The following is a 14392-nucleotide window of genomic DNA, read 5'->3' on the forward strand; positions in this document are numbered from 1 at the left end:
CGATGGATACGCGCCTGCTCGACTACTACAACCGCGAACTCGCGTACCTGCGCGAGCTCGGCGACGAATTCGCGCAGCAGTTCCCGAAGATCGCCGCGCGGCTGCGGCTCACCGAGTCGGGGCCGCCCGATCCGTACGTCGAACGGCTGCTCGAAGGCTTCAGCTTCCTCACCGCGCGTGTGCAGCTGAAGATGGACGCCGAGTTTCCTCGGTTCACCCAGGCGCTGCTGGACGCCGTGTATCCGGGCTATCTCGCGCCATTGCCGTCGATGGCGATCGTGCGGTTCACACCGATGCTGAACGAAGGCAGCCTCGCGCAGGGCTGGCGGCTGCCAGCCGGCACCGCGCTGCGCGCACGACCCGCCGCATCCGAGCAGACCGCATGCGAATTCCGTACCGCGCACGACCTGACGCTGTGGCCGCTCGAGCTGACCGATGCGGCCGTCACCGGCGCGCCGTCGTGGCTGCCGCGCGGCGCCGTACCGGCACGCCAGGACGTGCGCGGCGCGTTGCGCATCCGGCTCAAGGCGCGCGGCGGCGCCAGGCTGTCGCAACTGCCGCTCGAGCGGCTGACCTTTCATCTCGCGGGTCCCGAACGCGACGCGCTGCACCTGCTCGAACTGATCGCCGCGCATGCGCTCGGCGTCGTCTGCCACGACCCGGGGCAGCCGCCGCGCTGGCTGCACACGCTCGACGCCGATGCGATCGTCCACGAGGGTTTCGATCCGGCGCAGGCGATCCTGCCCGACGACGGGCGCAGCTTCCACGGCTACCGGCTGCTGCGCGAGTATTTCGCGTTTCCGGCGCGCTTCCTGTTCTTCAGCGTCGGCGGGCTGCGCGCCGCGCTCGCGCGCGCCACCGGCGACGAATGCGAGCTGACCGTGCTGTTCGACCGCCACGACGCCGCGCTCGAGGTGGCCGTCGATGCGCGGCATCTGGCGCTGAACTGCACACCGGCCGTGAACCTCTTCGCACGTCGCGGCGACCGCATCCGGTTGCAGCCGGGCGCGCGCGAGCATCATGTCGTCGTCGACCGCAGCCGGCCGCTCGATCACGAGGTCTATGCCGTGCAGCGGCTGGCGAGCGAGCAGCGCGACGATGGCCAGTCGCGCGAATTCCGGCCGTTCCATGCATCGTTCGCGAGCGACGACGGCAACTACGGCGCGTACTACACGATGCGTCGCGAGCCTCGGCTGGTGTCCGCGCAGGCACGCGCGAACGGCACGCGCACCGGCTACGTCGGCAGCGAGACCTACGTGTCGCTCGTCGACAGCCAGTGCGCCCCGTACGACGAGTCGATGCGCTACCTGTCCGTCGACACCCTGTGCACCAACCGCGATCTCGCGCTGCTGCTGCCGCCAGGCGATGCGAACACGTTCACGCTGCGCATCTCGGCGCCCGTCGAGCGTATCGCCGCGATTCGCGGCCCGTCGCGGCCGCGCCCGCCGATCGCCGACGCGCAGACGGCCTGGCGGCTCATCCGTCATCTCGGGCTCGCGCGGCAGACGCTGACCGATCTCGACGACGACGAGGGCGCACATGCGCTGCGCGAGCTGCTCGGCCTGCACGCCGACCCGGCCGATGCCGCGATGCGCCGGCAGATCGACGGCGTGCGGCGCGTCGCGTTCTCGCCGGTGTTCCGGCGGCTGCCGGCGCTCGGGCCGCTGATGTTCGGGCGCGGCGTGCAGGTCGACGTGACCGTCGACGATCACGCGTTCTCCGGCGACAGTCCGTTCCTGCTCGGCGCGGTGCTCGAACAGTTCTTCGCGCGGCATGTATCGATCAATGCGTTCGCCGAATGCGTGCTGACCAGCGTGCAGCGCGGCACGCTCGCGCACTGGCCCGCGCGCATCGGCAGGCGGCCCGCGATATGAAACACGGCACGCCACCCGGCGCTCGATCGGCCGCCGAAGCCGCACGCCGCGACGCATGGTGGGCGCGACTGCGCGCTGCGCCGCACGGTTACGACCTGTTCCAGGCGTTGCGCTGGCTCGACGCGCTGTCGCCCGGCCGTGCACCGCTCGGTCATGCCGCGCGGCCGCGCGACGAACCGCTGCGGCTCGGGCAACAGCCGTCGCTCGCGTTCGCGGCGTCGATGGTGGCCGGTGCATACGATGGCGACGGCAGCGCCACGCTGCCGCGCATCGCGATCCACGGTTTCGGGTTGTTCGGACCGAACGGGCCGCTGCCGACCCACCTGACCGAATACGCGCACGAGCGCGCAGCCCAGCACGACGACCCGACCTTCGCCGCGTTCGCGGACCTGTTTCATCACCGGCTGATCCTGCTGTTCTACCGAGCATGGGCCGACGCGCAACCGACGGTGAGCCTCGATCGTCCCGGGCGCGCACGGTTCGACGCGTATGTCGCGAGCCTCATCGGGCGCGCCGCGCATGGCGACGGGCCGCCAGGGCAGCCCGATGCGGAACGCACGGCTGCCGACACGCTCGCGCCGCATGCGCTTTATTTCCACGCGGGTCATCTCGTACGGCACACGCGCAACCCGGAAGGGCTCGTGCAGATCCTGCGACGTCATTTCGGCGTCGATGCGCGCATCGTCGAGCACGTGTCGCGCTGGGTCGCGATCGAACGCTCGCAGCGCTGCGTGATCCGTGCGACGCGGCCGACCCTGCGCGTCGGCGGCGTCGCGCTCGGCATCGCGGTGCGCGACGCGCAGTCGCATTTCCGGATCGTGCTCGGACCGCTGTCGCTCGACGCGTACCGGCGCTTCCTGCCGGGCGGCCCGCACGCACGGCAGCTCGCGCACTGGGTGCGCGAATACGTCGGCATCGAGTTCGACTGGGACGTTCAGCTCGAACTGGCGGCCGACGCGGTGCCGGCGATCGCGCTCGGCGCGTCGCAGGGCCTCGGCCGTACCGCGTGGCTCGGGCAACGGCTCGACGCGGGCCCCGCGCGCGATCTCGTCGTCCGTTACGACGCACGCCGTGGCGGCCCGCCGCGCACCGGCGCCGTCCTTCATCGCGAAACCGCCTAAACGGGAGCCGTCATGTCCGATATCGGCCGCGTCAACCTGTTCGGAAAGCTCAATCCGCTCCTCTACGAGACGCTCGAGCAGGCGACCGGATTCTGCAGACTGCGCGGCAATCCGTACGTGGAACTCGCGCACTGGTTCAAGCAGCTCCTGCAGCGGCCCGACGGCGACCTGCAGCGCGTGCTGCGCCGGTTCGAGATCGACGAGGCCGCGATCGAGCGCGGCCTCGTCGCGTCGCTCGATCGGCTGCCGCGCGGCGCGGGATCGGTGTCGGACCTGTCCGTGCACATCGACGACGCGGTCGAGCGCGCGTGGGTCTATGCGACCTTGAAATACGACGCGACGCGGATTCGCGGCGCGGTCCTGCTGCTCGCGATCCTGAAAACGCCGCAGTTGCGCAACGTGCTGTACGCGATCGCACGCGAGTTCGAGCGCATCGTGCCCGACGTGCTCGCCGACGAACTCGCATCGATCGTCGACGGCTCGCCCGAGGCGCAACCGGCTGCGCGTGCCGATTCGGGCTCGGGCACCGGCCCCGGCTCGGGCGACGCCGCGACGCGCGGTATCCCAGCAGCGGAAGGCTCGGCCCTGGCGCGCTTCGCCGTCGACCTGACCGCCCGTGCGCGGGCAGGCGAGATCGACCCCGTCGTCGGGCGCGACGCGGAGATCCGCCAGATCGTCGACATCCTGCTGCGGCGCCGGCAGAACAACCCGCTGCTGGTCGGCGAGGCCGGTGTCGGCAAGACCGCCGTCGCGGAAGGCTTCGCGCTGCGCATCGCCGCCGGCGACGTGCCGCCGTCTCTGCGAGACGTCGCGCTGTACCTGCTCGACATCGGGCTGCTTCAGGCTGGCGCGAGCGTGAAGGGCGAATTCGAGAGCCGCCTGCGTGGTGTGATCGACGAAGCGATGTCGTCCGAGCGGCCCGCGATCCTCTTCGTCGACGAAGTCCATACGCTTGTCGGCGCGGGCGGGGCGGCCGGCACCGGCGACGCCGCGAACCTGCTGAAACCGGCACTCGCGCGGGGCCTGCTGCGCACGATCGGCGCGACCACGTGGTCCGAGTACAAGCAGTACATCGAGAAGGATCCCGCGCTGACGCGGCGCTTCCAGCTCGTGCATGTTCTCGAGCCCGAGGAGGCCGCCGCCGTGACGATGCTGCGCGGTCTCGCAGCGAAGCTCGAAGCCCACCATCGCGTGCTGGTGCTCGACGACGCGCTGCAGGCCGCCGTGACGTTGTCGCATCGGTATATCCCGGCTCGGCAGTTGCCGGACAAGGCGATCAGCCTGCTCGACACGGCCTGCGCGCGCGTCGCCGTCAGCCAGCACGCGGTGCCCGCGCCGATCGAGGACGCGCGCCGGCGCATCGACGGCCTGCACGTCGAGCGGGAACGGATCGCGCGCGAGTGCGCGCTCGGCAGCGGCGACACCGCACGGCGCGACGCGATCGATGCCGAGCTTGCCACCGTGCAGACGGAGCTCGATCGGCTCGACACGCGCTGGCAAGCCGAGCGCGACGCATTGACCTCGATCGTCGAATCGCGTGCCGCGCTGCTCGACGACGAGTCGTCGCGCGAGCTCACGAGCGACGCACGCGTCGATGTCCTGTCGCGCCTCGCAGCCACGCAGCAGGCGCTCGCCGAGATGCAGGGCGACGCACCGCTCGTGCTGCCCGCCGTCGACACGCATGCGGTCGCCGCCGTCGTCGCCGACTGGACCGGCATTCCGCTTGGCCGCATGGTGCGCGACGAGACGCAGGCCGTGCTCAAGCTCGCCGAGACGCTCGGCGAACGTGTGGTCGGCCAGCACCATGCGGTCGAACTGATCGCCGAACGGATTCAGACCGCACGTGCGAAGCTCGACGACCCGACCAAACCGCACGGCGTGTTCCTGCTGTGCGGGCCGTCCGGCGTCGGCAAGACCGAGACCGCGCTCGCGCTGGCCGACACGCTGTATGGCGGTGAGCGCAACGCGATCACGATCAACATGAGCGAGTTCCAGGAAGCGCATACGGTATCGACGCTGAAGGGCGCGCCGCCCGGCTACGTCGGCTACGGACAGGGCGGGGTGCTCACCGAGGCCGTGCGGCGGCGGCCGTACAGCGTCGTGCTGCTCGACGAGATCGAGAAGGCGCATCGCGACGTGCACGAGATTTTCTTCCAGGTGTTCGACAAGGGCTGGATGGAAGATGGCGAAGGGCGCGACATCGACTTCCGGCATACCGTGATTTTGCTGACGTCGAACGTTGGCGCCGATCGCGTGATGCAGCTGTGCCGCGCCCCCGAGCGCCTGCCCGACATGCAGACGCTCGCCGATGCGCTGCGCGCGCCGCTGCTCGACGTGTTCCCCGCCGCGCTGCTCGGCCGGCTGACCGTCGTGCCGTACTACCCGCTGACCGATGCAACGCTCGCGCGCATCGTCGAGTTGCAGTTGCGGCGCTTCGAGAAGCGGATCGACATGCATCACGGAGTCCGGCTGCGATGCACTGAATCGGCGACCGCGCTGATCGTCGAACGCTGCCGGACGATCGAATCCGGCGGCCGGATGGTCGACGCGATTCTCACGCATACCGTGATGCCGCGAATCGGCCGCGCGATCCTCGAGGCCACCCTCGAAGGCCGTGCGCTGACGTCGATCGAGGTGAGCGCCGCCGGCGGCGAATTCGCTTACCGGTTCGACGAGGAGGGAACGACGTGAATCGCGTATTCACAGTCGACAGCCCGCACGGCGACGACCTGAAGTTCCACACGCTCGATGGCAGCGACGAACTCGGCCGCCTGTTCGAATTCCGGATCGAGGCTCTGGCTGACAGCCACAGCCTGTCGCTGAAGGACATGCTCGGCAAGCCCGTGACCGTGCGGATCGAGCAGCAGGACCTGTCGACGCGCTATCTGAACGGGATCGTCGCGCGCGCGACGCTGGCCGGCCGGCGTGCCGAGCGGCACTACGGTTACGAACTGGTCGTGCGGCCGTGGCTGTGGCTCGCGACGCGTCGCTCAGATTGCCGGATCTTCCAGAACCGCACCGTGCCCGACATCGTGCAGGAAGTGCTGGCGCCGTATGGCTTTCCGATCGAGAACAAGCTGACCGAATCCTATGTGCCGCGCGAATACTGCGTGCAGTACAACGAGACCGATACGGCGTTCGTGTTACGGCTGATGGAGTTCGAGGGCATCTATTTTTATTTCCGGCACGCGGCGGACAATCACACGCTCGTGCTGTGCGACGCGATGTCGTCGCACGTCGCGTTGCCCGGCTACGAAACGATCCCGTACATCGCGCAGGATCGCACCGCGATCGCCGACGAGGAACACATCGACGGCTGGCTGCCCGCGCAGGAGGTGAGCGTCGGCAAGCATCAGACGACCGACTACGACTATACGAAGCCGCGCGCCGATCTTTCCGCGCAGAAGGTCGATCCGCGTGGGCATGATCACGACAGTTTTGCGTCTTTCGAATGGCCGGGCGGGTATCGCGACGATGCGCCTGGTGCGCATTACAGCCGCGTGCGGCTCGAGGAGCAGCAGGCCGAACATGAGCGGGCAAGTGCTGATACCGACGTGCGCGGCGCCGCGCCGGGCTATCTGTTCACGCTAGCGCATTGCCCGCGTGCCGATCAGAACCGCGAGTACCTGATCGTGCGGTGCCGGTACCGTTTCCAGGAGAACGCGTATGCGAGCGATCAGGGCGCGGAGGCTGTGGTGCATCAGACGATGATGCTCGTGCAGCCGTCGAGCCTGCCTTATCGGTCGCCGCGTGAAACGCCGCGGCCGCGGACGAACGGGCCGCAGACGGCTACCGTGGTCGGGCCGCCGGGGGAGGAAATCTGGACCGATCAGTATGGGCGGGTGAAGTTGCAGTTCCGGTGGGACCGATACGGGCAGAGCAATCAGGATTCGTCATGCTGGGTGCGAGTGTCGAGTCCTTGGGCTGGGGGTGGCTTCGGTGGCGTGCAGATTCCACGTGTCGGCGATGAGGTCGTCGTCGATTTTCTCAACGGCGATCCGGATGAGCCGATCGTGACGGGGCGGGTCTACAACGGCGAGAAGATGCCGCCGTGGGGATTGCCGGGCAGCGCGACGCAGAGCGGGCTGCTGTCGCGGTCGTCACCGGGCGGGACGACCGACCATGCCAACGCATTCCGGTTCGAGGACAAGAAGGGCGCGGAGCAGCTGTGGATGCATGCCGAGCGCAATTTCGACGCCGAGACCGAACTCGATCATTCGCTTTCCGTCGGGAACAACCATACGCACACCGTCGGGAACGACGAGACGATGCAGGTGAAGAACAACCGGCAACGGAGTGTCGGGCAGAACGAGACAGTGAATATCGGGCAGAACCGGGTCGCGCAGATCGGGGTGGACGAGACGCATGGGGTGGGGGGGAACCGGACGCGAACGGTCGGCAAGAACGAAACCGTGACGATCGCTGCGAATCGCGACGCGACCATTGGTGGAATACATACCGAGACGGTTGCGAAAGCCAAGACTGAAACGATCGGCGAAGGCAAGACGCTGAATGTCGGACAGATGTATCAAACGACGTCGCAGGACATGAAGACGCTGGTTGCGTCGTCGCATACCGAGGAAATCGGTGCACGTACATCGACGATTGCCAACGCCCATACGCACACGGTCGGCGGTGAGCACACCGTCAACGTCGGCGCGAACCATACGACGAACGTGCAGCACCAGATGCTCGTCAACGCCGGCGATCAGCTTTCGCTCGTCTGCGGGATGTCCAGCATCGTGATGAAGCGTGACGGCACGATCACGATCCAGGGCGTCAACATCGCGTCGACCGGCACGAACACCCACAGCGTGAACGGCAAGACGGTGACGTCGTCGGCGACCGGCGAACACACGGTCGAAGGCGCGATCCTGAAACTGAATCCATAACGGAGGCTCGCACGAATGCAGAACTGGCAGCCGACCAATCCGATAGAACGCAGGTTCATGGATGCGCATACGGACTGGATGAGTTTCGCAAAAGAGCAGGATGCGCGATTGATGATCTGGCAGACCGACGAGACGGATGCGGAGCTCGTGCGGCTCTATTTTCAGGTTCAGGACGAGACGTCGTGTGCGGTAAGGACGATGCGGGCATCGTTCGTCAACGAAGCGGAGTATGCAAAGGCGCTGACGGACGAGCTTATTGCGTTCTACGACAGCCGGCGTGAAGGGTCCGATGCGCATGGGGTGCGGGCCGATTGGCAAGCGCCGCACGACGATGGCAAGAATCCCTTGCTGTATCTGTTCGGGGTTGCCGACAGCCTGATGCAGCACCATCCGGATATTTTCCCGGCGATGGTTTTCGTGCTTGAGCCGGCGAAAGTTCGGGATGACGCGGCATGGGTGCGATGGATCGACGATTTGCTGTCGATTATTGCGGTCGCGCCGCAGCTTGCCGAGCGCGTGCGCTTCGTCGTGCCTCGTATCGATAGCGCGCCGTTTGCTGCGTTGATGCAACGGCACCGTGCCGCGGTGCGGGTCGTGCACGGCAAGTACTCGATGGCGAGCGTGCCACGTGAGTTGCTGGCGGAATCGGGCGAGCGCGGGCCGAGCGGGGAGTTTCGACGGCATTTCGTGATGCTGACCGAGATCATAGAACGCGGCAATCCGACTCGGCTGGAGGAATTGCGCGCGGCTGCGCTGAAGGTTGCTGAGCGCGAGCAGTGGTTCGATCAGTGCGTTGTCGTGCATCTGATTGCGGGGGCGGCGTATCTGAAGTGGCGGGATCGGGAGCGGGCGATCGACGCGTATCGGAGCGCGGCCAGCAGCGGGATGCGCGCAGTTGAGGCTAGGCATCCGGCCGGGCACAAGCTCGTCGCGAACGGATTGTTCGGCGAGGCGAGCGTGCATTTGACGCATAAGGATTATGCGCATTCGGCTTATTGCTATGAGCGTGCGGTGGCGTCGACCACGGCGGCGAAGGATGGGCTGATGACGGTCGAGGCGTGGCGGATGAGCGCAGTGTGCTGGGAGCGGGCAGGGGAGCGCGAGCATGCGCTGGAGGCCGGGTTCAATGCGCTCGATGCGGGGTTGATGATCGACGAGCCGATGCGGGGGAACAGCAATCTGCCGCTCGTTGTCGGATGGATGACGTCGCAGCTTGACGCGATGGACCGACGCCGTCATGCGCTGAGCGAGAAAGTCGCGGCGTTGCGCGGCGGACAGTAAGCGGGGAGGGCGACGTGGGGCTGCCGGCCGTCAAGCATCTGGATCCCGTCGTCGGCGTCGACGTTCACTCGGTATTGGTTGCGCCGAGCCCGACGCCGGTGTTTCTGCCGCATCCCCATGTCGGGTTCATGCTTGATCTGCGGGAGTATGTCGAGGCGGCGAAGGGCGTCGTAGGCAGCATCGCGATGGCGCTGGTTCAAGAGAAAGTCGGCGCGTATCTCGAGGATCATCCGGATGTCGTGAAGAAGCTCGGCGACGCGGCCACGTTCGCATCGGGAAAGGTCGCCGATATCCAGGACAACGCGATCGTTGCCGAGGGGATGAAACTCGAGCAGCAAGCGGCGGCGCTTCAGAGCAGCATCGGAAGCATGCTTGGCACCGGCGTTGGAATGGGCGGTACCGCAGGCCGGCCGATTTTCGTGAACGGTTTGATGCGGGCGACGGTGGGCACGCATTCGTTTCATGTGCCGGGGCTGCATTTTCCGCTCGGGGAATCGTTTGCACCACCACCGGAGCCGGATCCGATTCCGTCGGATGACGCCGAGTCGTTCATGGGGAGCCGGACGGTACTCGCCAACAACGATCCGATGTCGTTCATGGCGTTGCCGGCGTTGAGCTGCTGGTCGGTCGGGATGGAACCGCCGGGACATAACAGCGCGCATACGGAGCGGACCTATCCGTCGATGCCGAGTTCGGTGATGTTGCCGATTCCGGCAGGGCGGCCTGTGATGGTCGGGGGGCCGCCGGTACTGAATATGGCCGCGGCGGCGAAGGGGCTGTTCAAGGCGTTTCAGGGGTCGAAGTGGGCGAAGGCGCTGGCGGACAAGCTGAATTTGAAGCCGGGCTTTTTGCGGTGCAAGGTGCTGCAAGCGGAGCCAGTAGATGTCACGACAGGCGAGGTTGTCGTCCAGCAAACCGATTTCACCCTATCGGGACGGTTTCCGCTAGTTTGGGAACGCCATTATGCAAGCCGCAACGAGCACGCAGGTGTTGCGGGCATCGGATGGCGGACGCCCGCAGACGTTTATATCGAAATCGTCCGTCACGAGAGCAGGACCGGTGCCGTCGCATATTTCCCCGATCACACGACGTGCTTCGATCAACTTCCTGACGACGTAGAGGGGCCGCAGTACACATTGGACTGGCAGCACGGGCATGCACTGTATGTGGAGGATTCAAAGCTCGTCCTTCGGACATTCAACGAGACAGCGTACGTTTTCGCATTGCCAAAGCACTGGAAAATCAAGAGCGATGCGGTTGGCGATGGCGCGGGCTCGGTCCTTCCAGTTGAGCGAATTGTCGATCCCGATGGCAATGCCTGGGTATTTGAACGGGGGCCGAACGGCGGTCTCGCGCGTGTGTCCGAATGGATGCGTGGCGTGCCGACCGGCCGTAAGATCGTCTGCACGACGCGAGATCAATCTCCTGCATTCCTGCAATCGATGACACTGCTTGCCGTGAATGGAAAAGCGCATCCGCTCGTAGGCTACGAACATGATCGCGAGGGTAATCTCGTCGCGGCAATCGATGCGATGGCCCATCAACGTACTTTCGAGTATGAAGGCGGTCACCGGATGATTCGCCACACCAGCGCAGGCGGCGCATCGTTCCGATACCGCTACGGCCAGCAAGCCGATAACGTGACACGCGTCGAGCGCGCATGGGGCGAAGACGGACTATTCGATTATCGATTCCTCTACGACCTGAACGCAATGGAAACGCGAGTGACTAACTCACTCGGTCATACGACGGTCATTCAGTTGAACGACCGCGGCATCCCTGTTAGCGAACTCGATCCGCTCGGTGGCATGACTCAATATCGATACGACCGCCGAGGACGCACCTGCTCGGTCGTCGCGCCATCCGGCAATGCGACTACGTGGGAGTATGGAGACCATGGCAATCTCGTAGCTCAAACGATGCCTGATGGAAGTCAACTGCGTATCGAGTACGACGAGAATCACCGGCCTCGCTGCATAACTGCGCCCGGCGGACGACAATGGCGCTATGAATGGGATCGCCGTGGACATCTACTCGCGTTGACTGCTCCCGACCAGGCAGTCTCAACCTATGAATATGACGAATCGGGGCAGGTCGTTTCCCACACAGGTCCACGTGGCGCGATCACTCTTTTTGAATATGATCGAGACGGGAATCTGGCGGCAAGCATTGATGCATTGGGTCATCGTACCAAGTACGCCCATGACGATCGGGGCAATCTGATTCAAGTGGTCGACGCGGCGAGGCTCGAGCGACGCTACGAGTACGATCGAATCGGTAATCTGACGCGAGCGATCGAACCCGGAGGACGAGACGTTCGTTGCGAATACGATCGCGACAGCAACCTCGTTTCCTACCGTGATTCAGCCGGCTATGTCACGCGGCTCGAGTATTCGAAACTTGGGCAGGTTCGTCGACGGGAAGCCCCGGATGGCACTGTTGTCGAGTACGAATACGATACCGAGGCCCGACTCTGCCGACTCATCAACGAGCGCGGCGAACAGTACAGGTTGACACGCGATGCGCTGGGAAGGGTGCTGAAGGAAACGGACTATTGGGACCAATCCTATGCCTACGAATATGGCGTGTCCGGACATTTGCGTCAAATTACAGATCCATTGGGTCGAACCATCATCTTTCGAGCCGACGCACTTGGGCGTGTAATCAGAAAGGAAGTGGCAGATCCGAGGCAAATGGAAGGTGTTCGGATCGAATCGTTCGAGTACGATTCGGCCGGCAATCTGATTGTCGCCCAGAATTCGGATTGTCGTGTCGAACTGTCTTACGACCCGGTCGGACGAGTCGTCGAAGAAAGACAAGGAAACCTCTTCACGGTTTCATTCGAACATGACGCGACCGGCAATCGTATCTGTCGCCGAACGCGTGCCGTCATCGGCGGACGAACTTTCGAACGACGAATACGTTACCGGTACGATGAACTAGACGCCGTCTCCGCGATTCAGGTTGACGATGCGGCTCCAATCGCATTCGAGCGAAACTCCCGCGGACAAGTCGAGGTCAAGCGGTTCGGCAACGACTTGTGCAATGAACTGTCGTATGCGGCAGACGGAAAACTCGCAAGACAGGTGTGGTTCGGCGGTGCCGGTGTGCTGTTCAACGTCGATTACGCCTACGACGCTCGAGGTTTCATCGTCGAAAAACGCGACTCCCGGCTCGGCGCGGAGCAATTCGAATACGATCCGATCGGACATGTCACAAGCCATGTCGACCCGATGCTCAATGTACATCGCTTCCTGCACGATCCGGCTGGGGATTTGTTGAAAACGTACGCGCACTCAACTCGGGAAGTGCGCCTGTTTGGTCGCACGACTGCAGAAGAATCGATCTTGCGCGAAGGTCAATTTGACGGCGCTCGCTACACGTTCGATTCTGCCGGAAACCTTTTGCGCAAGCAAAGTCCAGAACAGGATCTGTCATTCGTTTGGGATGCGGAAGGGCTGCTTGTCGAGACAATCTCCCGGACACAAAGGAACGGAAGGGCGACGCGACTCCGAACACGCTACCTGTACGACACGTTTCATCGTCGCATCGGCAAGGAGACCGCCGAGACTGACGACCATGGTAATGACATGGCGCCTGGTGAACGTTGGATGCGCGCCAGCCGCTACCTATGGGACGGCGACGTCCTGGCGAGAGAAATCGCCTGCGATGGCAACGGCCGCGTAACAGACGCGAAAGCAGTAGACAAAGCCGAGCATGTAGACGATCGTGAATGGATTTACTACCCGAACACGTTTCATCCCTTGGCCCTGGCATCCACTCGGCGTTCGCCGCATCGCATGGCAGACACTCCGTCGGACGATGCGTCCGATCTGTTCTTTTACCAGTGCGATCCGAACGGTGCCGCGATCCGCGTTGTAGATGAGCATGGAATCATCAGGTGGGAGGCCGGCTATCGAGCGTCCGGGGCATGCATCCCGGCCATCGAGCATTTAGATTTCGTTCAACCGTTACGACTTCAAGGCCAATACTTCGACGATGAAACGGGACTGCACTACAATCGCTACCGCTATTTCGATCCCGACGTGGGGCTGTATGTCTCTCCGGATCCGCTTGGTTTGCGGGCAGGGGAGAACCTGTACGGGCTTGCACCCAACATCTTTGCCTGGATTGACCCGCTCGGGCTCGAAGACCGCTTTCCCTGTTGGATGCCTACGCGCTCGCTGTATCAGCGCCAACATATCATCCCGTTTTCTCTGCGCAATCACCCGATATTCGTCAGATCGGGGGTCGACATCAATGCTCCTGCGAACATGATGTACCTGCCGATGTTCTCGTGGGTCGAGAACAACCCGTTGATCGGGCTACATCGCGGATGGACGACCGAGCACAAGGAATACAACGAAATGGTCGGTATCTACCTGGACGACCTTGACGACCTGGCTCGTCAAGGAGGTTGGGATCGGCAGACAATACGCCAGGAAATATACGGACTCCAATCTGAACTGCGACGAGGCAGTCGCGATGGTCGATTTACCTGCGCAAGCTGAGGCAAGCGATGAACATCTATTCAATCAGAACGACAGTCCAACACGAAAATGCGATCGTCGATTTTCAGGGCGATACCGACGCGATTTCCGATCTTCTGATCTACGGACGCGGTGATCTGCATCGCATGACCGTTCCGTTGCGCGCCACGGCCCAGGCAGGCTATACGGCTGGAAATATCGCCTCGACAGACTACATTGCGGCTTCGATTCGCGTGCCGGTCTTTTCGACACGCTTTCAGGAGTTGCTTGGTGAGAGCCTGTCAGACGAAATTGAATTCATTCCGTGCCTGGTCGAGTGTGACGGACAGACATTCCGGTTTTTTGCCGGAAAGATCGAGAAGACGCTTCCGGTAGTGGATACCGAAAGATCTATGTATCGAAAGTTGGCATCGGGAACATCCATGCTCCTGCGGGCCGTCTATCGGACATCGTTCGAATCACGCTTCCTGATCTGTCGGGACGCAAGCAGCCGCGGCAGATTCGTAGTTTCAAGCGACTTCAAGCGCCTGTGCGATCAAAACGGGATGAATATCGAGTTCGGCGTGCCGGTCTAACCAGGGAGCGGGCACGCTGGCATCTGATGTCGGTATGATTCCATTTTATAACTTGACATAACGTGAATTATCGATAATTTCTGTGTAGTAGCTTTCTAGAAATGTCGTGTTCTAGCCATTTAGAAATGTCGCGTTTGGACCTCGGTAAGCTTGCCGGCT

Annotated in this window: 7 protein-coding genes; all 7 read left to right on the forward strand. The window is 63.7% G+C overall.

Features of this window, described 5'->3' with window-relative positions; all coding sequences use genetic code 11:
• The first annotated feature begins 2 nt into the window (after positions 1–2).
• From tssF to DIE11_RS12455, 7 genes are read left to right on the forward strand one after another with little or no spacing between them, the layout of a single operon-like run.
• On the forward strand, positions 3–1874 hold the full coding sequence (tssF, locus tag DIE11_RS12425) for a type VI secretion system baseplate subunit TssF (protein WP_124624108.1): 1872 nt from the start codon (positions 3–5) through the stop codon (positions 1872–1874).
• Positions 1871–2995: a type VI secretion system baseplate subunit TssG gene (tssG, locus tag DIE11_RS12430; RefSeq protein ID WP_124624111.1), complete on the forward strand. Its 1125-nt coding sequence runs from the start codon at positions 1871–1873 to the stop codon at positions 2993–2995. Before tssF ends, tssG begins: the two co-directional genes overlap by 4 nt.
• 12 nt (positions 2996–3007) lie before the next feature.
• Positions 3008–5686, forward strand: coding sequence for a type VI secretion system ATPase TssH (gene tssH, locus DIE11_RS12435; RefSeq protein ID WP_124624114.1), 2679 nt, complete (start codon positions 3008–3010; stop codon positions 5684–5686).
• A complete protein-coding gene (gene tssI / locus DIE11_RS12440; protein ID WP_124624118.1) occupies positions 5683–7887 on the forward strand; it encodes a type VI secretion system tip protein VgrG in 2205 nt (734 codons plus the stop codon). The genes tssH and tssI overlap by 4 nt, the downstream gene beginning before the upstream one ends.
• Positions 7888–7902: 15 nt before the next feature.
• Positions 7903–9168: a hypothetical protein gene (locus tag DIE11_RS12445; RefSeq protein WP_124624121.1), complete on the forward strand. Its 1266-nt coding sequence runs from the start codon at positions 7903–7905 to the stop codon at positions 9166–9168.
• A gap of 14 nt (positions 9169–9182) precedes the next feature.
• Positions 9183–13679, forward strand: coding sequence for an RHS repeat-associated core domain-containing protein (locus tag DIE11_RS12450; protein ID WP_124624124.1), 4497 nt, complete (start codon positions 9183–9185; stop codon positions 13677–13679).
• An 8-nt stretch (positions 13680–13687) separates the two neighbouring features.
• Positions 13688–14233 (forward strand): hypothetical protein, encoded by a 546-nt coding sequence (locus DIE11_RS12455; protein WP_124624127.1) that lies wholly within the window; start codon positions 13688–13690, stop codon positions 14231–14233.
• Positions 14234–14392 lie beyond the last annotated feature (159 nt).

It is taken from the genome of Burkholderia sp. Bp9012 (assembly GCF_003853825.1).
In the GTDB taxonomy this organism is placed as follows: domain Bacteria; phylum Pseudomonadota; class Gammaproteobacteria; order Burkholderiales; family Burkholderiaceae; genus Burkholderia; species Burkholderia diffusa.